24 protein-coding genes are annotated in these 26,514 nt (G+C 43.9%); 5 read left to right on the top strand and 19 right to left on the bottom strand.

Annotated features, from left to right (window positions below):
• The 12 genes from B9T20_RS05210 to B9T20_RS05155 form a co-directional block, all read right to left on the bottom strand.
• On the bottom strand, positions 1-561 hold the full coding sequence (locus B9T20_RS05210; protein WP_233491601.1) for a shikimate kinase: 561 nt from the start codon (positions 559-561) through the stop codon (positions 1-3).
• Between the two features lie 45 nt (positions 562-606).
• Positions 607-2,700 (bottom strand): type IV pilus secretin PilQ, encoded by a 2,094-nt coding sequence (pilQ, locus tag B9T20_RS05205; protein WP_094490118.1) that lies wholly within the window; start codon positions 2,698-2,700, stop codon positions 607-609.
• A gap of 13 nt (positions 2,701-2,713) precedes the next feature.
• A complete protein-coding gene (locus tag B9T20_RS05200) occupies positions 2,714-3,307 on the bottom strand; it encodes a pilus assembly protein PilP (protein ID WP_094490117.1) in 594 nt (197 codons plus the stop codon).
• 10 nt (positions 3,308-3,317) lie between these two features.
• Positions 3,318-3,986, bottom strand: a complete 669-nt coding sequence (locus tag B9T20_RS05195) for a type 4a pilus biogenesis protein PilO (protein ID WP_094490116.1) — start codon at positions 3,984-3,986, stop codon at positions 3,318-3,320.
• Positions 3,983-4,546, bottom strand: a complete 564-nt coding sequence (locus B9T20_RS05190; RefSeq protein ID WP_094490115.1) for a PilN domain-containing protein — start codon at positions 4,544-4,546, stop codon at positions 3,983-3,985. Before B9T20_RS05190 ends, B9T20_RS05195 begins: the two co-directional genes overlap by 4 nt.
• 1 nt (position 4,547) lies before the next feature.
• Positions 4,548-5,585: a type IV pilus assembly protein PilM gene (gene pilM, locus B9T20_RS05185; protein ID WP_008316475.1), complete on the bottom strand. Its 1,038-nt coding sequence runs from the start codon at positions 5,583-5,585 to the stop codon at positions 4,548-4,550.
• 81 nt (positions 5,586-5,666) lie between these two features.
• Positions 5,667-7,565: a DNA topoisomerase IV subunit B gene (parE, locus tag B9T20_RS05180; RefSeq protein ID WP_094490114.1), complete on the bottom strand. Its 1,899-nt coding sequence runs from the start codon at positions 7,563-7,565 to the stop codon at positions 5,667-5,669.
• 48 nt (positions 7,566-7,613) lie between these two features.
• On the bottom strand, positions 7,614-8,504 hold the full coding sequence (locus B9T20_RS05175) for a recombination-associated protein RdgC (RefSeq protein WP_094490113.1): 891 nt from the start codon (positions 8,502-8,504) through the stop codon (positions 7,614-7,616).
• The gene (locus B9T20_RS05170; RefSeq protein WP_094490112.1) at positions 8,504-9,178 is read right to left on the bottom strand and encodes a phosphoglycolate phosphatase; all 675 of its coding nucleotides are present in this window, start codon (positions 9,176-9,178) and stop codon (positions 8,504-8,506) included. Before B9T20_RS05170 ends, B9T20_RS05175 begins: the two co-directional genes overlap by 1 nt.
• Positions 9,179-9,187: 9 nt before the next feature.
• Positions 9,188-10,528: a 23S rRNA (uracil(1939)-C(5))-methyltransferase RlmD gene (rlmD, locus tag B9T20_RS05165; RefSeq protein WP_094490111.1), complete on the bottom strand. Its 1,341-nt coding sequence runs from the start codon at positions 10,526-10,528 to the stop codon at positions 9,188-9,190.
• Positions 10,529-10,573: 45 nt separating this feature from the next.
• Complete coding sequence (gene ybaK / locus B9T20_RS05160; RefSeq protein ID WP_199415226.1) at positions 10,574-11,071, bottom strand: Cys-tRNA(Pro) deacylase; 498 nt, start codon at positions 11,069-11,071, stop codon at positions 10,574-10,576.
• 95 nt (positions 11,072-11,166) lie between these two features.
• A complete protein-coding gene (locus B9T20_RS05155; protein ID WP_094490109.1) occupies positions 11,167-12,540 on the bottom strand; it encodes a DegQ family serine endoprotease in 1,374 nt (457 codons plus the stop codon).
• 250 nt (positions 12,541-12,790) lie between these two features.
• On the opposite strand from B9T20_RS05155, the gene rpsU reads away from it, so the two are divergent.
• Positions 12,791-13,006: a 30S ribosomal protein S21 gene (rpsU, locus tag B9T20_RS05150; protein ID WP_077924984.1), complete on the top strand. Its 216-nt coding sequence runs from the start codon at positions 12,791-12,793 to the stop codon at positions 13,004-13,006.
• A 123-nt stretch (positions 13,007-13,129) separates the two neighbouring features.
• On the opposite strand, the gene B9T20_RS05145 is transcribed toward rpsU, so the two are convergent.
• Positions 13,130-13,447, bottom strand: coding sequence for a monooxygenase (locus tag B9T20_RS05145; RefSeq protein WP_094490108.1), 318 nt, complete (start codon positions 13,445-13,447; stop codon positions 13,130-13,132).
• Between the two features lie 152 nt (positions 13,448-13,599).
• Here B9T20_RS05145 and typA point away from each other — a divergent pair, with 152 nt between their 5' ends.
• Entirely contained in the window at positions 13,600-15,423 is a 1,824-nt protein-coding gene (gene typA / locus B9T20_RS05140; RefSeq protein WP_094490107.1) for a translational GTPase TypA, read from the top strand.
• A 62-nt stretch (positions 15,424-15,485) separates the two neighbouring features.
• Here typA and B9T20_RS05135 read toward each other — a convergent pair whose 3' ends face one another.
• The 5 genes from B9T20_RS05135 to B9T20_RS05115 all read right to left on the bottom strand — a co-directional run bounded on the left by B9T20_RS05135 (position 15,486) and on the right by B9T20_RS05115 (position 20,581).
• Positions 15,486-16,616: a sodium-potassium/proton antiporter ChaA gene (locus tag B9T20_RS05135; RefSeq protein WP_094490106.1), complete on the bottom strand. Its 1,131-nt coding sequence runs from the start codon at positions 16,614-16,616 to the stop codon at positions 15,486-15,488.
• Positions 16,617-16,781: 165 nt separating this feature from the next.
• The gene (ssb, locus tag B9T20_RS05130; RefSeq protein ID WP_199415231.1) at positions 16,782-17,360 is read right to left on the bottom strand and encodes a single-stranded DNA-binding protein; all 579 of its coding nucleotides are present in this window, start codon (positions 17,358-17,360) and stop codon (positions 16,782-16,784) included.
• Positions 17,361-17,429: 69 nt separating this feature from the next.
• The gene (locus B9T20_RS05125; RefSeq protein ID WP_094490104.1) at positions 17,430-18,200 is read right to left on the bottom strand and encodes an SPOR domain-containing protein; all 771 of its coding nucleotides are present in this window, start codon (positions 18,198-18,200) and stop codon (positions 17,430-17,432) included.
• A 7-nt stretch (positions 18,201-18,207) separates the two neighbouring features.
• Positions 18,208-19,914 (bottom strand): arginine--tRNA ligase, encoded by a 1,707-nt coding sequence (argS, locus tag B9T20_RS05120; RefSeq protein ID WP_094490103.1) that lies wholly within the window; start codon positions 19,912-19,914, stop codon positions 18,208-18,210.
• Between the two features lie 10 nt (positions 19,915-19,924).
• Complete coding sequence (locus B9T20_RS05115) at positions 19,925-20,581, bottom strand: ProQ/FinO family protein (protein WP_008316455.1); 657 nt, start codon at positions 20,579-20,581, stop codon at positions 19,925-19,927.
• Positions 20,582-20,751: 170 nt separating this feature from the next.
• On the opposite strand from B9T20_RS05115, the gene B9T20_RS05110 reads away from it, so the two are divergent.
• The 3 genes from B9T20_RS05110 to B9T20_RS05100 are packed head-to-tail and all read left to right on the top strand — an operon-like array spanning position 20,752 to position 24,035.
• Positions 20,752-21,735, top strand: coding sequence for a peptidylprolyl isomerase (locus B9T20_RS05110; protein ID WP_094490102.1), 984 nt, complete (start codon positions 20,752-20,754; stop codon positions 21,733-21,735).
• A gap of 2 nt (positions 21,736-21,737) precedes the next feature.
• The gene (rsmA, locus tag B9T20_RS05105) at positions 21,738-22,547 is read left to right on the top strand and encodes a 16S rRNA (adenine(1518)-N(6)/adenine(1519)-N(6))-dimethyltransferase RsmA (protein ID WP_094490101.1); all 810 of its coding nucleotides are present in this window, start codon (positions 21,738-21,740) and stop codon (positions 22,545-22,547) included.
• An 18-nt stretch (positions 22,548-22,565) separates the two neighbouring features.
• A complete protein-coding gene (locus tag B9T20_RS05100; RefSeq protein ID WP_094490100.1) occupies positions 22,566-24,035 on the top strand; it encodes a Ppx/GppA phosphatase family protein in 1,470 nt (489 codons plus the stop codon).
• Positions 24,036-24,066: 31 nt separating this feature from the next.
• Here B9T20_RS05100 and B9T20_RS05095 read toward each other — a convergent pair whose 3' ends face one another.
• The gene (locus tag B9T20_RS05095; protein WP_094490099.1) at positions 24,067-26,355 is read right to left on the bottom strand and encodes an FdhF/YdeP family oxidoreductase; all 2,289 of its coding nucleotides are present in this window, start codon (positions 26,353-26,355) and stop codon (positions 24,067-24,069) included.
• Positions 26,356-26,514 lie beyond the last annotated feature (159 nt).

Below are 26,514 nucleotides of genomic sequence, written 5' to 3'. Positions count from 1 at the left end.
TTAATTCTTTAAATCCTTTAACGGAATACACCAATCGGCTGAAACATTCATCGGGTCATTATACAAAGAAAACAGAAGATCAGAAATCTCTTGTGGGGATCGACCTTCCACCAAGATACGATAATGCGCTGCATCTAAATAAATGGGATGACGTTCATCATAAATATTTTGTAGGGTTGCCAAGGGCGAAGCGGTTTTTAGCAGCGGGCGGGTTTGATCGCCTTTTAAGCGCTCATAAATGGCGCTTGGATCTAAATCTAAAAAGATCACTGTGCCGCGTGATTGTAAATAATCACGATTGGTTTCTCGCAAAATGGCACCGCCACCGGTTGACAACACAATGTTCGGCAACATCGACAGTGCATCGATCGCTTGTGTTTCAAGGTCACGAAATGCAGTTTCACCGTGCGCTTTAAAAATTTCAGCAATCGACTGCCCTGCCTGATTTTCAATATAGGCATCGCTGTCAATAAAGGAAAAGCCGAGTTGTTCGGCTAAGGCTTGACCCACCGTGGTTTTCCCCACGCCCATCGGGCCCACTAAAAAAAAACTATTGATCATTTTCATGACCAATAGTTTCTATCGTTTTACTGCAAGAATCAATACTTATTTCACAATATTCGGCGTCAAGAAGATGACCAATTCAGCTTTATTATTGGTTGTAATATTATTTTTAAATAAATTACCCACAAATGGAATGTCACCTAAAAATGGAACTTTTTGTACATCCTCAGCAGAAGTCACAGTATAGATACCACCTAACACAACAGTTTCACCATCACGAACAATGGCTTGTGTTTTAATCTCACGCTTACGGATTTTGATATCACCTTTAGGTGTGGCACCATCCGGATCATCTTTCTTAATCTGAATGTCCATAATAATATGATCATCTGGCGTAATGCTTGGCGTTACTTTCAACTCCATCACCACATCTTTAAACTCAGTATTAGTGCCGTTCTCACTCACTGTTGAGTAAGCAATTTGTGAACCTTCATTAATGTATGCTTCTTGGCGATCCGTTGTCATTAATGTTGGGCTCGCTAACACTTCGCCGCGCCCTTGTGTTTGCATGGCTTGCAGTTCAAATGCAGCCGCAAAGTTACGGCGTAAAACATTTAATGCAAAAATCCCTGTATTACCTGCAACGCCTGCATCTACAATACCACCGCCCCAAATGTTACTACCACCAGGTTGATAAGTACCTTGCACGTTTGGATTCCATGGATTAAAGCTTGAACCACCACCTTCAGGTGCTGTTGTCCCATCACCTGTCCAACTGCCTCTATTGGCTCTTTGAATGCCCCATTTAACACCCAATTCTCTTGCAAATGTATCTGTTGTTGCCACAATTTGTGCTTTAATGACCACTTGTCTTAATGGACGATCTAAACGATTGATGAGCTCACGCACAATCCGCATTTGCTCAGGCGTATCACGCACGATCAATAAGTTTTGGTTCGGATCCACCGTTAAAGAACCGTGTTCAGAAATACCGGTGGATTGCACGCGTGTACCATCTGCATTGGTGCCTTGTTGAGAGGATAATACTTGTGCCAATTCTGCTGCTTTTGCATTGTTGATTTGGATGATCTCTGTGATCAAATCAGGCGCTAATGTGCGTGCTTCATTCGCTGGCATGATGTACACAACATTACCGCTTTGTTGTTTCACTAAACCTTTTGAGCGCAAAACCACATCTAATGCTTGATCCCATGGAACATTTTGTAAACGGATGGTGATGCGGCTATTGACGCTGTCACTCACGACAATGTTTAAGCCCGTAAAGTCTGCAATGATCTGTAAAATGGCGCGCACATCAATGTCTTGGAAGTTGATGCTGATCAAATCGCCAGTGAACACATCTTTGTCACCCAGTGCACTTTTCTTTTGCTCAACCATTTGACGCTTAGGCTTCACAATCAACTGAAACTTAGAGCCAATTTGCTGCGTGCTATATTCATAGTTCGATTGCGTGCGAATGCGCACTGCAGCCGTGCCATTATTATTCACCACTTCTAATGCAGACACAGGCGTTGCAAAGTCGGTCACTTCAATGCGGCGAACTTGTGCAGGATTCCACACAACGCCCGGCACAGAAACCGTTAAGCCGCGTGTTTGTTCATCCACCATTTGCACTTGCGTTTGGGCATTTGGTAAAAAGACTTCAATCACGCCCGCACCTTGTGAGTTACGGAAAAAGCCCACATCTTTGGCAATCGGTTGATTGACCTTCAAATCATCGCTTGGCACATTCGACTGCACAGAATTTTCCCAACCCGATTGATTGATTTCATATAAATTTTTAGGGGCTAACGTCACCACCACTTCATTGCCGCGGCTATTGACCGAATAGCTGCTGTTCTCTTTAAGCTTAACCGTCGAGCGCACTTTATTGTTCGCGTACATGTTTTGTACATCAGAGACAATGTTGTTATTGATCGGACGATTTTTCAACACTTGATTGACGCCTGTGGAGGCAAAATCAAGCACCAATAAATTTTTGTTGTCTAAATAGAAGGTTTTTGGGGCTTGCACATCACGATCAAAGTGATAACGCAATTCAACATTACCATCGGACAATGCCACAGATTCCACCGCAGTCAAGCGCTGCGCACTGGCCGTGGAGAACAATAAAGCAGACAATGCAACTGAAACTGCGCCTAAGTGATAGCCATTAACGGGCTGAGTTAATCTCATAAATACTCTCCAATTATTTTATTTTTAACGATATTTTATTTGGTGCAGAGACCCATGCATTCGGATCTTCTTTATTGCCGGGGGCGAATTTTTCATCAATGAAAATGTCGCGCTCTGTGATTTTGTTAATGCGTCCAAAATCGCGGCCAATGTAATCACCGACGCGTGCCATGATGATTTTACCTTTGCCATCATCGATCAACGCTGCCGTTTCGCCATTTTGCAATGACATGACACCAATCATTTTTAGGTTGTCTAACTCATACTTTTCAAGTGGCCCTGGTTTATAGCCTTCAGGTCTTTCAGGGTCATGTTTTAAACGCACTTTACTTTGTACAGCGATGTCAAAATCGCCATAATCAAACACCCCTTTAAATGAACCCGATGCCACAAATGGATCGCGGCCTTGGGCAATATAAAATAAGGTGGTATCGCCCATATCTAAGCTATTGGCGATGCTGTCAAATTTACGAGATTTTACTTTGAGTGCCACAGATTGCTTTGTATCCATGATGCGCTCTTCTACCGGTTCCCCACGCTCAAATTGCTCAAAGCAACCTTGTAAAATGAACGCCGATACCAATACTGTCATAATTTTTGGATTCATCATTCTTTCCTTATGAGTTATATCGATAGGTTGCAATCAATGCTGAAAATGCCTGACGACCCGACACACCGCAGTCAAAATTTGGCACCACAACGTTTGGCACATTTTTTAACATCTCAATGCCTTGTGGCAATTGTGTCACGGGGACAAAACTGTTGATGCCAAAGTTATCGAGCGTAATGATGCGTTCAATTTCTGATAAGTTTGCCACAAATTGACCAATTTGATCATATGTTGCACACCCTTCAATTCTCACAGGAATCTTGGTGTAAAAGCCTGCCGATTGCTCTGCTAATGGCATCGATTGTCTCACATCGATTCCGGCGCGCATCGCATTCATGTTCAACTGCTCGATAAAGTTCGCAGCGTTCAATTCACGCGGTAATTTCTTACGCACTTCCAATAAAAGTTGGTTCACTTGCTCAATTTCAGCCAAGTAAAGATCCGCTAAAGCTTTAAACTCAAGTTTTTTGGCCAATTCACTCAATTTTTGGTTTTCGCGATCTTTTTGTGCTTGGAATTGATCCACAAATTCAAAATATTTAAATGCCCCAAACGTCACCAATGCAAACGTTAAAATGGCACTGCCCACACAAACAAGGGCACGCGTCCATTTAGGTTGCTTGGCTAAATTCTCAATGGAAAAGAGTTCATTAAAATCAATGCTGTTTAAATTCATTTTGCATCCTCTTCAATCGCCGATTTTTTTGCAGGGTCCACAACCACGCTGTAAGAAACAACGTTGTTGCCATCAATCACCACTTCACGATGTGGCGGAATCGGCGCAGGGCCAATGTTTTTATCCAGCTGATCTAAGTGGCCAGCTAAAACATCACGATCTTTCGCCAATGCATTAAAGCTCAATTGATTGAGGGTAAAGGCTAAAGAGATTAAGAAGGCATCATCTGGCATCACTGATGAAAACTGCTCCATCATGCCAACGACTTCAGAGCGTTGGGCGGCCAATTCACGCAATACATTGAGCTGTTGTTTTAACGCTTCTGTTTGGGCTTTACGCTCATTCATCTGCTTTTCAACTTGGCTGAGTTTAGCAAGTTCCATATCAATGATGCTGGTGCGCACTTCACGCGACTCAAGCTCTTCATTGACAAAAAAGATCACCGCGGCAGCTAAAATCGCCCCAATGAAGCAGCTTGTCACCAACCAGCTTTTAACTTTTTTCTCACGCTGAAGCTTAAGCTCTTCGCGCCACGGTAATAGATTGATTTTAACGATCATATTAGAGTAATCCTCGCGTTGCTAAGCCGGCTGCGGTTGAAAGTGCTTCAATGCTTGAGCCGTTTAATTTAGTATAGACTTTGTCATCCACATCAAAAATCATGTCGGGTGACAACACTTCCACCTCAACATTCGTCAATTGTGTGCTCAACGCATCGAGGATTTGTGGATAACAAGCGGTTGCCCCTGAGATGTATAAACGATGACATGTCACTTGTGGGTTATTGGCCACATAGACGTCAATCGATGATTGTAATTGCACCATCATTTCAGAGATGAATTGCTGAATGCTCTCTTGAATGTCCGCAGCGCCACTTAATTTATATTTTTCCGCATCTTGCAAAGAGAGGGATTTTTGTTCTGTGATCAACTGTGTTAAGCGCTCGCCGCCAATGGGCACATCGCGCACATAAACAGATTGATCACCGGTGACCACATTTAAACTTGAATGCATCAAACCGATGTCAAAAATCATCACGGCATCATAATCAGACATATTGTCTATGTCACCTTTTAAGTGCAACAGATCTAATAAGCCATAAATATTGATGTCGATGGCATTGACTTTAAGCCCTGCGATGTCCGCACAGATTTCGCGCTGATTGACAAACTCTTTTTGCGCCGCAACGATCAACACATCCGTGTGCCCTTCTGCACTTAAAGAGGGTTTAATCGGTACAAAGTCAATGAACACTTCTTCAGAAGAGAATGGAAAATATTGTGACACGTTTGCCTCAATGGTTTTCCACAATTCATCGGTTTTTAACTTTGTTTCCATCGGCACAGAACGCACCATCGCCACCGATGTCGGGATCGCCAATGTTGCCTCTTTACAGCTACCAAACGCTGACATCGCTTTATTTAAGCTGATGCCGGCCACATCAATTTCAACGGGCATGCCATCTTTCCAGTCGCCTTCACAGTTAAACACAAGGGCGCGGGTTAAACGAAAATCTTTGCCTTTTCGTTGCACTTCTGCGATCTTGATTGAATATGATCCTATGTCTATTCCGATACACACACTCGGCTTTTTAGCCATACTTATTATCCTCGATTCATTCTTATTTAAAATTAGCTGCCTGATTCTACTAGTAGCATTATGTAAAATCAATTTTTTTAATTATGCCTCAACCTTGCTAAATTCCTGATTTTCAATCCATTCTTTACGCTTAGCGCTCAATTTTTTATTCAACAAACGATCAAATACTTGATTTATATCAGTGTCATCCATCGTTAATTGTACTAAGCGGCGTGTATCCTGAGCCATTGTGGTCTCTCTGAGCTGAATCGGGTTCATTTCACCGAGCCCTTTAAAGCGTGTCACAGCGATTTGTTTACGGCTTTTATTGTATTTTTTTATGATCTCGCTTTTTTCATACTCATCTAATGCGTAATGCACTTCCTTGCCAATGTCGATGCGATACAACGGCGGCACTGCCACAAAGACATGCCCTTCTTCCACCAATTTTCTAAAGTGGCGCAAGAATAATGCACACAATAAGGTTGCAATGTGTAAACCATCGGAATCCGCATCCGCGAGGATACAGATTTTGCCATAACGCAAGCCTTCGAGGGTTTCACATTCAGGATCAATCCCCATTGCCACAGAGATGTCATGAATCTCTTGTGAGGATAAAATTTGACTGGAATCCACTTCCCAAGTGTTAAGAATCTTACCGCGCAGCGCCATGATCGCTTGTACTTCTTTATCACGCGCTTGCTTTGCTGAACCGCCCGCAGAATCCCCTTCCACTAAAAAGAGTTCCGTCAATGCCACATCATTGCTGATGCAATCGGCCAATTTTCCGGGTAATTTTGGGCCTTGGGAGATTTTTTTACGCACCACAGCTTTTGAGGATTTAATGCGCGCATGGGCATTTTCAATGATGAGGGTAACAATCTCTAACCCTTCTTCCACATGTTTATTGAGCCAAAGGGTGAAAAAGTCCTTCACCGCCGCCGAAACAATGTTGGCAATGTGACGAGAACTTAAACGCTCCTTGGTTTGGCTCGCAAATTGTGGCTCCACCATTTTTAAGGACAATAAGAAGTTAAGGCTGTGCATCACATCTTCCGGGGCAATTTTCAAATTGCGCGGCAACAGATTGCGCTGCTCACAAAATTCACGAATGGCATCGGTTAAACCATTTTTTAAACCATTGACGTGTGTACCGCCTGCAATGGTGGGGATTAAGTTGGCATAGCTTTCCATCATCAATGGCGTGCCCTCTTTCATCCATGCAATGCCCCATGTGAATTCCTCGGTTTCACCGGTGAATTCACCAATGATGGGCGCAACCGGCACAATCTCTTCACCACTTAATTGATCTTCAATGTATTCGGTGATGCCGCCTTCAAAATACCATTCTAAATATGCACCTTCTGCGCCTTCAGCCACGGTTTCATCAATCAATGTGATTTTTAAACCTGCCGCTAACAAGGCTTTGGCCTTTAAGAGCGGAATCAAACGCGCTTTGGCCACTTTGTCATAATCAAAGTAACTGGCATTTGGCCAAAAGCGCACTTCTGTCCCGGTTGATTTTTTATTGGCAAACGGCGCTTGCGTCAACGATTCAACACATTCACCATTGGCAAAAGCAATTTTATACTCAATGCCCGCTTGCCACACCGTCACTTCTAAACGCTCAGACAAAGCATTGACCACAGAGACGCCAACGCCATGCAAACCACCTGAATAGTGATACACATCTTGATTGAATTTACCGCCCGCATGCAGTTTGGTTAAAATCAATTCCACACCGCTGACGCCATGTTCAGGATGGATGTCCACTGGCATGCCGCGTCCATTGTCTTTGACCCCATATGAGCCATCTTTATACAACGTGATGGTGACATGATCCGCAAACCCCGCGAGCGCCTCATCGACTGAGTTATCAATCACTTCTTGCAATAAGTGATTTGGACGCGTGGTGTCGGTGTACATGCCTGGGCGTTTTTTGACAGGATCAAGCCCCGTTAATACTTCAATCGAGCTTGCGGTATATTTCTTTTCAGCCATGGTCAACCTATAAATTCTTTAATCTAAAAACAAATGAAATGGGATCAATTATGCATTCGATGCGTGATTGCTTAATGCATACACATGATCGATGAGCTTGCGGTATAAATCCACTGCTAAATACCATTCAGCTTGCATTGCAGCCGCAGGATCATCGTCATGATCTAAATTCTCTTGGAAACGTTCTAAAAACTTCAGGCGTTTAAACACAAAATCGCCCGCCATTGAAAACGTCACTTGTTCATCAAACCCTAAAGAGAGTTTGGTCACTTGCCAGCCTTCTTTGAGCGGCTCTTGAATCTCTTTTGCCTCAAGGGGCACGCCTTTAAACTTCGCATTGCCGCCTTCATCTTTCATCTCTTTGAGCTCAACATCATATAAAAGATCAAGGGCATCGGACTCAATGCCATATTGCACCCAATGAGTCATGGCTGCTGTCACAGAATTGTCTGGCACTAAAGGAATGATGGGCAAGCTGCCCAATGTTTTACGCAAATGGCTCGTCAACAGTGAAGCTTTTTTCGCAGAGCTTGCATCCACCACCAACCAATTTTTCTCAAGGTCAATGTACGCAAGCATAGAAGAGCGATTGACCAACGCATTGGGCAACAATTCATTGGTCACCATTTCTGTCAGTTCTTTAAGCTCAGAGCGGCTCACATTTTTTAATTTTTTCTCTTCGATTTTCTTCTCAACCGCTGTTTTAACGGCAGAGTTTGGCAAAATTTTATGCTCAATCCCCAAACGCACAAACAGCGCTTGATTGACTTTTTCCACATACTGCTGACCATCTTTATAAATGGGCAACCAACCTAAACTCTCTAACTCTTCTGTCAAACAGCCCGTTAACGGCTTGGCAGAAAGCTGCGCTTCCATCTCTTCAAAAGAACCGGCAAAGGGCTCTTCAAAGCGGTAAATCAATAAATTTTTAAAGCTCATCAGTCATTCTTCCATGTTTCGATCACAGGTAAGATCGCCGCAAAATCATCCACCACAGCATCTGGGGATTCATGGGCGATCGATTCCCCATAGTTATAACCATACGTTAAGGCAATCGAGCGCACGCCGGCATTTTTCGCCGCTAAAATGTCATTGCGTGAATCGCCCACAAACACAAACTCACGCTGCGTTAAACCCAACTGCCCCAAAATTTTAAAAATGGGCGCAGGATGCGGTTTGATGCGCGCCACATCATTTGCGCCAAGCATTTCAGTAAAGAGGTGATCAATGCCTAAGTAACGCATCAATTCCGGCACAAATTTTGACGGCTTATTGGTGATGAGCACCAATTCATAGTCTTGTGCTTTGAGTGTTTCCAGCGTTGCCTTGACCTCAGGAAACAATGGGCTGCCACTGAGTAATTCATCCTGATAGCAATCGGACAATATGGCCATGGCACGCGCGCGGTATTCATCATCACTTGGCGCACCTGCCCAAGCCAATGCCCGAGTCAATAGCATCTCAATGCCATTGCCAATCCATGTGGTGACCAATGCTTTGCCAGGCTTAGGCAAGCCTAAACGCTCACACATGCCATCGACGGTATTGGCTAAGCCTTGAGCGCTGTCCACCAACGTACCATCTAAATCAAAACCAATTGCCTCAATTGCCATGATGACTCCTTATTTTTTAACGAGCAGCGCCATGGATTCCACATGGGCTGTGTGTGGGAACATGTCCATTACACCTGCATCGGTCACTTCATAGCCATATTGCACAAGCTCAGCTAAGTCACGCGCCAATGTTGCAGGATGACACGACACATATAAAATGCGTTTAGGGGCCAATTTGCCTAAATATGGCATCATTTCCAATGCACCTGAACGCGGCGGATCCACCAAGATGGCATCATATTTCAATTGCATCCAATCGGCATCATCTTGGTTTTGTGTCAGATCCGTACAATAAAAATCAACATTTTCTAAACCATTACGTGCCGCATTTTTCGCAGCCCACTCAGTTAAACTCTGATCGCCTTCAACCCCAATGACCTTACCGGCTTCTAACGCTAAGGGCAAAGTAAAGTTGCCTAAACCACAAAAGAGGTCAAGCACCGTTTCATCTTTTTGAAGCTTTAATAAATCGAGCGCTTGTTTGACCATTTGTTGGTTGATCATTGGATTAACTTGCGTAAAGTGATACGGTTTAAAAGCCATCGTTAAGCGATCAAGCAATTGATAATTCAATAGATCATCGCGATCTTCCACATCACTCAATAAATAGGTTGAGGCTTCATTTTTAGGCTGCAAATAGATGAGGATGTTGTGTGCAATGCCAAACGCTTTGAGTTTTGCTTCATCTTCTTCAGTCGGCGTTTCTAACACGCGAAAGCTCAAAGCCACTTGCTCAGAACCAATGGCCACTTCAATTTGTGGGATTTTATCCAACAGCGTTAAATCACCAATTAAAGCAGACAACGCGGGCAATAAGTTCGCCACTTTGTCTTCAAGCACAGGGCAACTGTCCATATCCACAATAAATGGTGCAAATTTCTCACGAAAGCCCACCAATACTTTCTCTTTTTTCGCCACATATTTCACGCCTAAACGCGCTTTATAGCGATAATGCTCACTTGGCGATCTTAATGGCGGCATTTGTTCTGCCACATCAAAATCCAGTTTTGCCTGTTTTTTTAAGTTAGAAGCCAATTGTTTGGCTTTAAAATAGATCTGTTTTTCAGGATCTAAATGCTGCAACGAGCAACCACCGCATGTGCCAAACACATCACAAATGGGCGCCACACGATCTGGCGATGCTTTTAACACTTCAAGGGTTTTGGCTTCATCGTAATCTTTGCGGCTTTTGACGTATTGCGCCATCACCACTTCATCCGGCAATGCGCCATTGACAAACACCACCTTACCCTCCACATGGGCAACGCCGCGGCCATCGTGTGTAATGTCCGTGATGGCCACTTCAAATGGTTCTTGGGAAAATTTTTGTCTGTGTCTACGCTTTGCCATTTTTACTCAAAACCCTAAAATAAAAAGAAGCGATCATACCACAAATCACTCCGCTTCAAGGTCGGAAATGTCCGCAAATTGACATCGCACGGCTTTTAATAAATCTTGTGGGGCAATTTTGATTTGCGCACCGCGCTTACCCGCTGAAATGATGATGTATGGCAAAGACTCTGCAGCACTTGCAATAAAGGTTGGAAACGTTTTTTTCATTTTAATCGGTGAGCAACCGCCGCGCACATAGCCTGTTAATGGCTCTAATTTCGCCACTGCAATCATCTCTAATTTTTTGTGCCCGCTTGCCTTCGCTAAACGTTTTAAAGAGAGATGCTCCGCACTTGGGATCACCGCCACCACATAATCATGATCACTGTGGGTGACCAGTGTTTTATACACAACATTCGGCGATTCACCCAGCAATTCTGCCACTTCTAATCCGCCTTTGACTTCATCACCCGCGCACGGATAACTCAAGGCTTCATAATTGATTTTCAATTGATCCAATGCGCGCATTGCATTGGTTTTCTCCACTTTTGACTTCGCCATGATGTCACCTTTTGATTGAAAGCCATTAGTATACCGAAGAAAAAAGCCCCTTTGCGGGGCTTTCTTCATCCATTTATGAATCAATCTTCACATTTTTATTTAATGGGCACGGCCACAAAGTAGGCATTTGCACCGCGATGCACCAATAAACGCACCACATCACCTTTTTTCACGGCCGCCAGCGCTTGATTGAAATCTGCCACTGTCAAAATGTTTTGACCATTGACTTGGCTGATGATGTCTCCTTCGCGAATGCCCACATCAGAGGCAGCGCCATCGGTCACGCCACTGATCACAACGCCTTGCTGCACACTGTTTTGTGGCAATGCTTCAATGCTGATGCCCAAAGCATTTTGTGCGCCGTTTTGTGCCGTTACCGCCAATTGATCACCATCTATCGCTTTAATTTCCACCGTCAAGGGCTGTTTTTTGCCATTGCGTAAAATCTCTAGCGTTGCAGGTTGATCTACTTTTGCACGGCTAACCAACACCGGCAATTCACTCGATGTGGTAATGGGCTGACCATTGAAAGATAAAATCACATCACCCACTTGAAGGTCGGATTTTGCAGCAGGGCCATTGGGCACAATGCTCGAAACAATCGCACCTTGTGGTTTATCAAGGTTAAAGGTTTTCGCTAAATCCGCATTGACATCTTGAATCTGTACGCCAAGCCAGCCGCGCACCACTTTACCGTTGGATTGCAGCTGCTGCACCACATCCATCGCCAAATCAATCGGAATGGCAAAACTCACACCTGCATAACTGCCGGTACTGGTATAAATCTGTGAGTTGATGCCGATCACTTCACCCTTTGTGTTAAACAGCGGACCGCCTGAATTGCCAGGGTTAATCGCTGCATCCGTTTGAATGAATGGCGTATAACTATCGCTAGGTAGATTGCGGCCAAGGGAGCTGATGATGCCTTGTGTGGCGGTATAATCAAGCCCAAAGGGTGAACCCACGGCCATGACCCATTGTCCCACTTTTAAATCTTTCACATCAGCAATTTTGACAGCTGGTAAATTTTTGGCATCAATTTGCAGTACTGCTACATCTGAGCGATCATCTTTACCCACAAGTTTTGCTGGCAATTCACGGCGATCAGACAACTGCACCAAAATTTCATCGGCTTTGCCCACCACATGCGCATTGGTGACGATCAAACCATTTTGATCCACAATAAAGCCAGATCCGCCTGCTTGCACCACTCGCTCACGCGGCTTTTGTGGGCGCTGTCTTGGCTCGCCAAAAAAGAATGAAAAGGGATCGCGCTCATCAAAAAAGAACGGAAAGCCCGGCATGGTCGGCACTTCCTCTTTGCCTTTGACTGTGATGCTCACAATCGAGGATTTATTATTTTCAAACAATGTACTCCAATCGGGCAACGTTTGTGAGACGGCAACACTCATCAGTAACAACGAGCCCATCACACCCACACAAACGCGCGCCATCCAAGGTTTTTTCATAAAATTGTCTCCTTATGGAAATTTTTATACAATCGTGATGGCAGCAGTATAGGTTCGTTTTTGCAAACATTCGTCATGAAAAGTAAATTTCTCGTAAATCAATTTTGCAGGCAATCATCGACGCAAACAAAAGAAAATGCGCTTTTTCTTTTACATTAAAATCAATTTCCTATATAATTTTGAGCTTGGTGTTTTTTGAACTTTCAAAAAACGTTTTTATTTAATTAATTACTAATTGGGGTGATGTTTAATGCCTTCCGTCAAGATTCGTGACAATGAACCTTTTGACGTAGCTCTGCGTCGTTTTAAACGTGCTTGTGAAAAAGCTGGCGTTATCGCGGACGTACGTGCACGTGAATTCTATGAAAAACCAACGCAAGAGCGTAAGCGCAAGGCTGCCGCTGCTCAGAAACGCCATTATAAGCGTATCATGCGTGATTCAATTCATCGTAAACGCTTATACTAATACAATTTTATTGCATTAGAACGTTTCAAAAAAAGCCTCAGATTTCTGAGGCTTTTTCCATTTTGATGTGCATGCCAGGCATGCGTTTAATCTCCATCTACTCTTCATCCATGATCATGCTCCTTATGAAATTAAATCCGCGGGGAAATGGTCAATCACAGACAACGCCACATTTGGGGTGAAGATTTTCGTCTCAATGTCCGTAATGCCAAAGCTCGTCAATCGTGCACAATGCATCTCTTGATAGGCCACTAATGATTCATAATCACTAAATGCATACCAACCGCCTGCGCGCGAGGTTTCCTGGTTTTCAGTCCAAATTTTCCAAATGAGCCCTTGTGTGCCGGCAATGTCTTGTGCCAATGGCGCATAAACTTCACTCATCTGTTCCCCAAACGGGCCTTGTGTATGAAAATCAATTTGCATTAAATATACAGTCATCGCTTGCTCTCCTTTCTTCCAATATACCCTTTAATTTCATTAAAAGCTGCCAATTACCATAAAATTCATAAAATTGACAGCGTGAGCATTTAGTATGCTAAAATGTTTGATCTCATTTTTTCACAACCATTCACTGATAAGGGCTTACTCAAGTGATCGAAAAATTACGCAATATTGCGATTATTGCCCATGTTGACCATGGCAAAACCACTCTCGTTAACCAACTCCTTAAACAATCCGGCACATTCGACCCACGCATGCAAGTGGCTGATCGTGTAATGGACTCAGGACAAATCGAGAAAGAACGCGGCATCACTATTTTGGCAAAAAACACGGCGATCAATTGGAATGATTATCGCATCAACATCGTAGATACACCAGGACATGCTGACTTTGGCGGCGAAGTTGAACGTGTATTATCCATGGTTGACTCTGTTTTATTATTAGTGGATGCGGTTGAAGGCCCGATGCCTCAAACACGCTTTGTCACACAAAAAGCATTCGCAATGGGCTTTAAGCCAATCGTTGTGATCAACAAAATTGACCGTCCTGGCGCACGTCCTGATTGGGTATTGGATCAAACATTTGACTTGTTTGACAAATTAGGCGCAACAGAAGAGCAATTAGACTTCCCTGTCATCTATGCTTCAGGCTTAAGCGGCTTTGCAGGTGACAATCCTGATGTGCGTGATGGCGACATGACTGCATTATTTGAAGCGATTGTTAAATACGTAGAACCACCTAAAGTTGAAATCGATGCACCTTTCCAATTACAAGTTTCCTCATTAGATTACAACTCTTATGTGGGCTTAATTGGTGTGGGCCGCATTCAACGTGGTCAAATCAAATGCAATACACCTGTGACCGTTGTGGGCGCAGATGGTAAAAAACGCAATGGTAAAGTTCAAAAAATCTTGGGCTTCCACGGCTTAGACCGCATTGAATTTGAATCTGCACAAGCGGGCGACATCATCTGTTTTACAGGGATTGATCCTTTGTTCATCTCAGATACATTGTGTGATCCTGCACACCCTGAAGCCTTGAAACCATTAACTGTTGATGAACCAACGGTTTCGATGTCTGTCCAAGTGAACACCTCTCCATTTGCCGGTAAAGAGGGTAAATTTGTGACCTCTCGTCAAATCAAAGAGCGCTTAGAGAAAGAGTTGTTACACAACGTTGCCCTTCGTGTTGAAGAAACAGATGATCCAGATCGCTTCAAGATCTCTGGCCGCGGCGAGCTTCATTTGTCTATCTTGATCGAAACCATGCGCCGTGAAGGCTTTGAAATGGCTGTTGGCCGTCCTGAAGTCATCATTCGTGAAGAAAATGGCGTGAAAGTTGAGCCTTATGAAACATTAACGTTCGACATCGAAGAAGATCACCAAGGTAAAATCATGGAACAAATGGGCATTCGCTTTGGTGAATTGACCAACATGGTACCAGATGGCAAAGGCCGCATTCGTTTAGAATACATGATCCCATCTCGTGGTTTGATCGGTTTCCAAACTGAATTTATGACATTAACAAGTGGTACAGGCTTAATGTTCCACAACTTTGATCACTACGGTCCTTTCAAAAAAGGCGAAGTGGGTCAACGTTTGAACGGTGTATTGATCTCCATCGGTACAGGTAAAGCCTCTGCTTACTCATTGTTTAACTTACAAGATCGTGGTCGTTTATTCATTGGCCATGCTGAAGAAGTGTACGAAGGTCAATTGATCGGTATCCATTCACGCGATAACGACTTAACTGTGAACCCATTGAAAGCAAAACAGTTAACAAACATGCGTGCCTCTGGTACAGATGAAGCGTTGACATTAACGCCACCCATTCGCATGACGTTAGAACAAGCCATCGAATTCATCGATGACGATGAGTTGGTTGAAGTGACACCAAAATCCATCCGTTTACGTAAAAAATACTTAACGGAAAATGATCGTAAACGTTTTGCTCGTGCTTCTAAAGACGCATAAGTCATAAACTGATGCATTAAAAAAGCGATCCTAGGATCGCTTTTTTATGGCCTTTAAATCGTTTAACTTAAAATCATCATTAAATAAGCACCAAAAATTACAAGGTGCGCAACGCCATCCACTTGATTGGTTCGTCCGCTGGCAAATGTTGCCTGACACAGAATAAAGATCCCGATTAAGAGCATCGCATCCACCATATCAAGTCCGAGCACAATGTTATTGCCCGTTAACAACGAAATGATCACCACAGCTGGCACTGTCAATGAAATCGTGGCCAATACCGATCCAAAATACATATTGATGGCACGTTGTAAATCATTGGCCAAAACAGCACGAATGGCACCTAAACCTTCGGGCGCAAAAATCAAAATGGCCACAATTAAACCGGTTAATGCTTTCGGGGCTTCTAAGTTGCCAAGCAATGTTTCAAGCGGTGTTGAATCCACTTTTGTAATGGCCACAACCGAAATCAAATGCACAACCAGCCAAACGCCATGCCAAATGTTTGAATGCGGCGATGGCACCCCTTCGTGATCCTCATCCTGATCTTCATGCGCATAAATGAACAAATTTTGATGCGTTTTCGTTTGAATGATCAAAAAGACTGCATACAAAGCTGCGGATAAAAAGGCCACCACCAATAATTGACCATTGCTGTAGGTGCCTGATGGTAATACGCTTGGCAAAATGAGCACCACAAACACCAATGGAATGATGCCTGTTAAATATTGTGTTACGCCTGCTAAATTTACGTGTTGTGTTCTAAATTTTCGTCCGCCTAACAATAAGGAAACACCCACAAAACCACTGGTGACCAACATAATCAGAGAATACAGCGTATCACGCATCAATGTGGCATATGGGCTAACGCCACCATTTTCGGCAGCAGAGCTGCCTGAGGTCATCACAGCGGTGATCAAACTCACCTCTAAAATCACCACCGACAAACTTAAAATCAATGAACCATATGGCTCACCTAAACGGTGTGCAAAGATATCCGCATGGCGCACCACGCTAAATGCACTGTATAAAATGGCGCCCAATGAGACGAGGTTAATCACAACCAAAAATGGTGTGGATGTAGTGTTTCTAAAAATGACATCAAAAATGATCACCGCCACCGCTAACAGTACTGCATACTCTTTGTGGCGCGTGCCTTGATTTTCAATGACTTGTTCTTCTTTTTTGATCATGTCATGTTCCCCTTGTACGTATTTTGCGCGAATTATATACCACGCAATTCATTGTACAAAAGTTTTTTTACAAAATTTGAATGATTTGATGAATTTTTTTTATTTTCATAAAAAAACCCAGTATTTTAACTGGGTTTTTCTACACATTAGTAATTTAAAGATAATTTAGAATGGAATATCATCATCAAATTTATCTTCATCAAATGCAGGCACTGCAGGTGGCTTAGGCGCCGCAGATTGTGTGGGTGCTGCTGCGCCATAACCGCCTGATTGTGGTGCAGATTGCCCGCGCATGGGCGCGCTAGAATGCTGTGGTTGACCGCCATAATTGGCTCCTTGATCATATCCACCCATATTTTGAGCGCCATAATCGCCTTGTGCGCCATCCATTGCACCTTTGCGATCTAGCATCTGCATGGTGCCTGTCATGTTCACAACGATTTCTGTTGTGTAACGATCTTGGCCAGATTGGTCAGTCCACTTGCGTGTTTGCAACTGCCCTTCGATGTACACCAGAGAACCTTTACGCAAATATTGTCCTGCGATGTCAGCCAACTTACCAAAGATCACCACGCGATGCCATTCGGTACGCTCTTGATCTTGCCCTGTGTTACGATCTTTCCATTTTTCAGATGTTGCAATGGTAATGTTTGCAACTGCATTGCCATTTGGCATGTACTTTACTTCAGGATCACGCCCTAAATGACCTAACAAAATGACCTTATTAATTCCGCGCGCCATAATCTTTCCTTCACTCTGAAAACTAATTGACTACTATACTTGATTTTGTGCTAAATCTCACGTTGCTTTGATTTATTTTACTTCAAAGTAACTGATCTTTAATGACCCTAAACGCTCTTTAATCGCATTCAATTCCTTATCTGAAAAGGGACCTAAATGCACACGATAAACGGTTTTTTGGGCATTGTTTTTGCCTTGAATGATGCGAGGGGCAAAGCCATACTGCGACAATTTTGCTTGCTGTTTTTCCGCCTCTTTTTGAGAGATAAAACTACCAATTTGCAAAATGCGCGTTTTATTTGCCGTTTGCTGTGGGGTGGGTTTTTCTTGACGCACACTCACTTTTTGTGTGCTCTCTAGCACCAAAGGCGCCATTTTAACAGGCTGATTATTTTTAGGTGACTCTGGCTTGAGCGCCACTTTCGTATCTGTTTTTGTGGGCTGAACCACGCTCTCTAACTGCAGTTGTGGTGGCTTATTGACATTATCAATCATCATGCCACCAAAGCGATCTTCTGTGCGCAAATTGAGCGAACGTTCTTCTAACTGCGTGTAAAAGTTGTACTCTTTTGCCCCCTCAAAATCTTCATCCGATAAAGGCTTGATCACCTTTTTCTTCGCAGCTTTCTGTTCTTTAAGCAATTGAGCCGCCGCTTCTTTGGCCTGTTTTTTCTCAGCACGATGTGCCTGCCAAGCTGAAAATCCCCCCGGACCTAACGTCATCGCGGCAAGGATGAGCGTCACAATAATCAGGCGTCGATTCGCCACCGCCCGTGGACTTTTCTCCCCGGACGAAAGCGGATTGTGACTCAGTTTTTCAGCTTGTTTTTTCACGTTGAACATCGCAAAACTACATTTTATGAGGCGCTGTTAATCCTAATAGGTGTAAACCATTGGCAATCACTTGTTTTGCCGAGGATAAAAGGTAAAGCTTTGCATCTTGCAATGCTTGATCATCCGTTAAAATACGGATCGCTTTGCCCTCTTCATCTTTTGCATTGTAATAACTGTGCACAGCACCTGCCAATTCTTGTAAATAAGCGGCAATTAAATGCGGTGCGTTGTTATTGTTTGCAGAGATCACCATTTCAGGGAAACGAGAAATCACGCGCATCAATTCATAATCTAATTCAGTGTCTAAACGATCCACATGGGCTTTGGCACTGTTGGCATCAAAAGCTTGTTGTTTAGAGCGCTCATCTAACAATGAACAGATGCGAGCGTGAGCATATTGAATGTAGTACACAGGGTTTTCCGAAGATTGGCTGCGGGCTAAATCAATGTCAAACTGCAATTGTGAATCGGGTTTACGCGCCACTAAGAAGTAACGTGTGGCATCTTTGCCCACTTCATCGATCAAATCACGAAGTGTCACATAACTGCCAGCACGCTTAGAGATTTTCACCTCTTGACCATCACGCATCACAAGCACCATTTGGTGCAATACGTAATCTGGCCAACCTTTTGGCACACCGATTTCTAAGGCTTGTAAACCTGCGCGAACGCGAGCAATCGTACCGTGATGGTCCGCGCCTTGTTCATTGACCACACGTTTAAAGCCGCGTTCCCATTTATTGCGATGGTATGCCACGTCTGGCACAAAATAGGTGTATCCACCCTCTTTTTTACGCATGACTCGGTCTTTATCATCCCCAAAGTCTGTGGTTCTTAACCACAATGCGCCATCTTGCTCATAGGTAAAGCCGTTGTTTGTCAATTCTGTCACTGTTTTTTCAACAGAACCATCTTTATACAAAGAGGATTCTAAGAAAAAGACATCAAAATTCACATCAAAGGCTTTTAAATCCAAATCTTGCTCATGACGCAAATACGCCACTGCAAATTCACGGATGTTTGCTAAATCTTCTTTATCACCAGTTGCTACGATGCTGCGATCATCTGCTTGCACAGTTTTTTTCGCAAGAAAATCGTTGGCAATGTCCATGATGTAATCACCGCGATAACCATCGGCTGGCCATGATTCATCTTCAGGCGTTTGACCATCGATGCGTGCTTTTACAGACAATGTTAAATTATCAATTTGTGCACCGGCATCATTGTAGTAAAACTCTTTGGTCACCTCATAACCATTGGCCGCCATAATGCGCGCTAAGGAGTCACCCACAGCGGCACCACGACCGTGCCCAACATGTAAAGGACCTGTGGGATTGGCAGACACAAATTCCACCTGTACTTTATCCCCTTGCCCAATGGTGTTGTGGCCATAGCGATCAGCTTTGGCATGGACCTCGTTCAATTCATTGAAGTAAGCTTGTTTTGCCAATGTAAAGTTCATAAAGCCTGCGCCAGCGACCGTTACGCTTTCAATCATTGGATTGCTTGGCAATGCGGCAATTAACATATCCGCGATTTGTCGTGGTGACTTTTTAAGGTCACGAGCGAGCATCATGGCTAAGTTACTGGCAAAGTCACCATGCGCCACATCACGTGTGCGCTCGATGCTTAAAGCAATCTTTTCAGAAGGAATGTTGAAATTTTCAGTGCTGTTTAATGTCTCTACAGCACTGTGTAACGCGGATTCTATGATAGTTTTCATTGGTTCTTAATTAATGCTGATTGAATTTAGATAAAAGGCTTTGCATCTTCTCATCGAGATTTTGCGGTGCAGCCTTACTCTCTTCTTGAGCTTTAGGGGCTTTAAACTCTTTTTTTACAAAAGGTTTAGCAGCACCTTGAGGTTTTGCTCTGTGTCTTGGTTTTTGCGTATTCGCTTGCTTTTTCTCAGCGATTTGCGCTTTCTTTTCAGACAAGCGTTTAGCCTTCTCAGGCTTATTTTTCGCTAACCAAGCTTCGATTTTTGCAATTTCTGCACGCGCCGCTTCTTTTTGCTCTTCGGTGATCTCTTCGGCTTGTGTGCCATCTAAGTTCAAACGATGAGACGCAAACACCAAGGCGTTTTGATAACGCAATTGACGCGTGTAGTTGAACATCGCTGCGCGCAAGGTCATGGAGTTAAAGCCCCATTCAGCCACAATCGGTTGCAATACTTTATGCATACCAATGGCTAAAGGCACTGCTCGACCTTGCCCAGCTTTCGGGAAAATGGCTGGATATTCCGCGGACAAACGCGCTAACAACTCATTAACAGCTTGTTGCTTTTGTTTGAGTTTTTCACGCTTTAATTGCGCCTGATTATCAACTGCCTCTGTTGGCAATTCTACAGCTTCAGTTGTATCCATTAAGTTTTGTTTTTCTTCTGTCATGACATTAAACGATTGTTAAATATAGTAAAAAGTAGATTAAAAAAGGCGTCGTCACGCCCATGCCCCGCCATTTTATAGTATCTATGAAATAATTGCATTACTATTCCATAATTCCTTAGTATAATTATTCGTATTTATCTTATTTCAAACCATAATTAGAAGGATTTTGTATGGCACGTAAAAAGCTGTCGGTCTTATTGCCCTTGTCGCTATTATGCTTCTCTTCCTTTGCAACGATTTCACATGCACAAAAGTCAAATACACAATACACAGATCAAATTGCATTAGTGGTCGATAACCAAGCCATCACCCGCAAAGAGTTCAATTCAGCATTGGCACAAGCACGCGCAGAGTTCCGCGGCATGGGATTGAGCGAACAAGCCATTAAAGATGAAGTGGTCAAAACGCTTGCCATCAATAAGATCATGGAAAGCATCGCAAACAATGCCGGCATTGAAATCTCTGACATGATGGTGGATGATGCCATCCGCGACATTGCTTCTCGAAATGGTGCATCTGTTTCAGACCTTAAAGCATATTTACAATATCAAGGCATTCCTTTTAATCAATTTAGAGAAAACATCCGCAAACAAATCATGTCTGCTGAGCTTCGCAATCAAATGATGCGCTCCATTCGCGTGACAGATGATGAAGTGGACATTTACATGCGCTCTGATGAATTTAAACAATTACAAAAGCAGCTCGCAAACAGCAAAACGCCCAACGTGAAAGTGCGCCACATTTTAGTGCGTGTCGATAACGACACCACTGAAAAAGAGGCCAAATTGCGCATTGATCGCTTACATGAACGTTTAGCGGCAGGCGAAGGTTTTGAAGAGATTGCCAAAGCGCAATCCCAAGATCCTGTCTCTGCGGCTAAAGGTGGCGAAATTGGTTGGGTTGCACCCGGTCAATTGGTCCCAGAATTTGAAAAAACGATGCTTGCCCTGAAAGTGGGCGAAACCAGTAAACCTGTGCGCACGCCGTTTGGTTATCACATCATTCGCGTTGAGGATAAAAAAGTGGGTTTACCGGATGAATCGCAAATCAAAAACATTGCCAGAGATTATTACTACCGCAAAAAAGCCGGTCAGCAATACAGCTTATGGCAAGACAAAATGCTATCCGACGTATACATAGAGAGACGCTTCTAACCGTGACAAATGAATATCTACAACTTGTGCGCCATCATCAGGCGCGCAAACGTTTTGGTCAAAACTTTTTAATTGACTATCCTTTAATCATCCAATTGTTTCAAAGCATCCGCGCAGAACCTAATGACCATCTCATCGAGATTGGCCCAGGTTTAGGCGCCTTGACGCGCCCTTTATTGACGGTGCTCAATGAACTCACCGTCATCGAACTTGACCGCAATTTGATTCCCATTTTATCTGAGCTCGACAAACTCAACATCATCCATCAAGATGTATTGACGGTGGATTTTCGCACCCTCAAAACCGATGAGCGTAAACTCAGAATTGTGGGCAACTTGCCTTACAATATCTCAACGCCCATCATTTTCCATCTCTTAGCGGTTGCTGATGTCATTCAAGACATGCATTTTATGCTACAAAAAGAGGTGATCGATCGCATGGCCGCCACGCCAGATGACAGTGAATATGGCCGTCTTTCTGTGATGGTGCAGCGTTATTGTCAAGTGATTCCACTTTTGACCATTCCACCAACGGCCTTTAACCCTGCCCCAAAAGTGATGAGTCAATTTGTACGCTTAGTGCCGTATGAAAAAGACCCTTATGGCATTGAGTCGGATGAATGTTTTTATGATGTGGTCAAATGCGCCTTCACCATGAAGCGCAAAACCCTTCGCAATACTTTAAAACCGCTCTTTACCCAAGAAGAGATCGAAGCGTGTGGCATTGATGCCTCTTTACGCGCTGAGAAACTCTCTGTGGCAGATTTTGCAACACTCTCTAACCTTCTCTTTCATAAACAATCGCAGTCATAATCTATTAAAGGATCGAATATGGATGAAAAAATCTTGGGGGTTGTGGATTTAGGCTCAAACAGTTTTCATTTAGCCATCGTGCAGGAAGATAATGGCCGCTTAGTGGTGATCGACCGCATGAAAAGCATGGTGCAACTGGCCTATGGCTTAACACCTGAGAAATTAATTCATCCCAATACGCGTGAAAAAGCGCTGACTTGCCTTGCCCAATTTGGTGAGCGATTAGCGGAAATTGATCGCAAAAATATTCGCGTGGTTGGCACAAACACTTTGCGTCAACTCAAAGATCCTTCGTTTATGCGCGAGGCAGAAGCCGCCCTTGGCGTGCCCATTGAAATCATATCCGGTAAAGAAGAGGCGCGCCTCATCTATCTTGGCGTGATTCAATATGTGGATCTACACGATCAGCTCGCCCTTGTCATCGACATTGGCGGCGGCAGTACAGAACTCGTGCTTGGGGATAAGGATAAATTACTGCGCTCCTCAAGCTTAGAAGTGGGTTGTGTACGTTTGGCTAAGCAGTTCTTTTTTGATGATAAAATCTCAAAAAAGCAGGTGCATGCTGCTGCATTGTACCTTGAAACAGAGCTGCAACCGATCCATCCTCACTTAACGTCTGATCCTTGCCAATATTTTGGTGCATCCGGCACCATTCGCACACTGCGCGAGATGATCGAGCAAGAAAATCTAGGGGAAGAGGAAATCACAGCAACGGCACTTAAAAAACTGCTGAAAATTCTCTTATCCCTTGGCACCGTACGCGCCATCGAGCGCCGCTTTGATCTGACCACTGAGCGCGCCCGTGTCATCTGTTCTGGCTTATTGATCCTAAAAGCGGTGATGGAAAAGTTCCACCTAGAAATGGTGCAACCGGTGGACACCGCACTGCGCGAAGGCATGGTACTTGATCTCCTAGGGCGCATTCATAAAGAGGACATGCGGGATTTAACCATCGAAAGCTTGGTGCACCGTTTTGGCGCGAACATCGAACAAGCAAAGCGTGTTGAAGCCACTTCCCTTTATATGGTGGATAAAATCGAACTGAGCGCGCCCTATTTAACCAGTCCACGCCGTTATTTAGGTTGGGCTTCTTTGCTGCATGAAATTGGATTGGCCATCTCTTACCATCGTCACTATAAACACAGCGCATATTTGGTGGAACACGCTGATTTAGATGGCTTTAGCCGTACTGATCAAAAGATTTTGGCCGCCATTTTATACAATCATAAACGCCGCTTTAACCCAGATGATTTTGAATATTTGCCCGATTTCACTATGGCATTGACGCTGATTTTACGCATCTCTGTGCTTTTACATCGCAGCCGCGAACCACAGCCAATGCCAGAGTTTGATTTTCAATACACTAAAAAGAAGATCACCCTAACTTTTCCGCCCCATTGGCTCGATGAGCACCCGCTCATTCAGCAAGATTTACAGCTTGAGCGTGATTGGCTAAAAGAAGCTGGCATTAAAATTGAGTGGGCATAAAAAACCCCAATCGATGATTGGGGCTTCTAGCTTAAGCGACTTTTTCTAAGCGTATCGGAATGTTTTTATACGCCGGAATCCCAGATTGCTCATCAATGCTGTCAATCGGCAATAGATTATTGGCCTCAGGGAAATATGTTGCCGCACAACGATCGGCGATGGCGTGAATCACCACCTCTAAATGCTCTAAGCGGCGATCTGTGGGATTGCCTTGATCATCCAACGCAATCACATTGACGCGATCACCCGCCTTTAACCCTTGAACTTCGGCCTCATGCTCACTTAAGAACAACACATCACGCGTACCAAAAACGCCGCGATAACGATCATTGTAACTGTAGATGGTCGTATTGTATTGATCATGGCTGCGCACTGTTGCGAGCACCAATTCACTATTAAAGGCAGATTTTGGATCTTCAATGATGCCATCTGTGGGTATAAAGTTTGCTTTACCACTTTTGGTGTGCCACACACGACGCGATGCTGCATTGTCTAAATGAAAACCGCCAGGCACTTTGATCTTTTCATTATAATCCGTGAATAGATTGGGGAATACTGCGCCCATTGCATCGCGAATTTTGCTGTAATCTGCCACAAATTCATCCCATTCGACTTTTGTGTTTAGCAAGGTTGCCTTCGCCATGCCTGCCACCACAGCGCATTCACTCATCACATCGTCACTGACTGGTTTTAACACACCACGCGATGCATGCACCATGGACATTGAATCTTCTACCGTCACCGCTTGTGGGCCGGTTTGCTGTAGATCCACTTCCGTACGACCGAGCACAGGGAAAAGATACGTATGTTTTGCCGTCAATAAATGTGAACGATTGAGTTTAGTGGCCACATGTACAGCCAAATCTAACCCTTTCATGCCAGCATAGGTTTTGTCATGATCCGCCATCGCCACGGCTAAATTGCCGCCCATGCTGATCAACGCCTTAGATCGACCTTCATAAATGGCTTGCATGCTGGCCACAACAGCATGGCCCCATTCTTTAGGTGGCGTAAAACCAAAACGTTTTTCAATGTTTGCTAAAAACTCCGCGCTCGGTTTTTCAGTAATGCCCACCGTGCGATCACCTTGCACATTTGAATGCCCACGAAGTGGACACAATCCTGCACCGGGTTTCCCGATATTACCTTTCAATAACAATAGATTAATAAGCTGCTGAATGTTATGGGTACCATGCTGATGCTGCGTAATGCCCATGCCATAACAGATGATGGTACGCTCAGATTGTATGTAAAGATCAGCAATTTCACTGATCACGGATTTAGATAAACCTGAAATGCGCTCTAAATCCGCCCAATCACTGCTTAACACATCGTCTTTAACGGCCTCATAACCTAAGGTATGTTCTGCGATAAAATCAAGGTCTAAAATGGCCGGCTCACCCTTTGCAACAGCTGCATCATGGCGCTCAATCACAAGGCGCATGATGCCTTTCATCAATGCTGTGTCACCGCCAACACGCACTTGATAATAATGGGGCGGCGTCGCCAAAGGCACGGCATGATCTGTGAGCATTTCCACAGGATTTTGTGGATAAATGAATTTTTCAAGCCCACGTTCTCGCATCGGATTGATCGCCACAATCGTTGCGCCACGTTCAGACACTTTGCGCAATGTATTGAGCATTCTTGGATGATTCGTGCCAGGATTGTGCCCGATGCACATCACCAAATCTGCCTGTTCAAAATCTTCTAATAATACCGTCCCTTTACCAACGCCAATGGATGCGGCAACACCAACGCTTGTGGGCTCATGGCACATGTTAGAGCAATCGGGAAAATTATTGGTGCCATATTCGCGGGCATAAAGCTGAAATAAGAATGCTGCTTCATTAGAGGTGCGCCCTGATGTGTAAAACTCCACGACATTTGGATCATCATAACCACGCAAAATGGCGCCAATCTCTTCAAAGGCCGTTTGCCATTCAATGGCTTGATAAGTATCGGTTCGGGCATCATATTTCATCGGATGCACCAAACGGCCAGCATCTTCTAATTGATAATCAGACCATGACAATAATTCTTTGATGGTGTGCGCTTTAAAAAAGTCGAGGGTCGCGCGCTTCGATGTGGCTTCCCAAGAAACGGCTTTGGCGCCATTTTCACAAATATTAAAGATGGGGGATTTTTTAGGATCTGGCCAGGCGCAACCTGGGCAATCAAAACCCTGCGGTTTATTCATCTCAAACATGGCTTTGGCATCCTCACGGATATCCATTTGCCCTTCTAATGCTTTAACCACAGCTTTGAGTGCACCCCAACCACCTGCAGCACCGGTATAGTTTTCGATTTTCTCTTTCATATCCAAGCTCCCTCGCACCATCATTGATGCTGATTTAGATAAATTCAAAAATAAAACTTATATATAATTAAACATAATTTATTAAAAAATTAACAATAGAATTATTTAATTGGTGATTAACAAAAAAAAGGCATAAAAAAAGCGATCTTTCGATCGCTT

It is taken from the genome of Wohlfahrtiimonas sp. G9077 (assembly GCF_002252155.1).
In the GTDB taxonomy this organism is placed as follows: Bacteria; Pseudomonadota; Gammaproteobacteria; order Cardiobacteriales; family Wohlfahrtiimonadaceae; genus Wohlfahrtiimonas.
The sequence above is the reverse complement of the archived record's forward strand: the minus strand, read 5'-3'. Positions and strand labels throughout refer to the sequence as shown.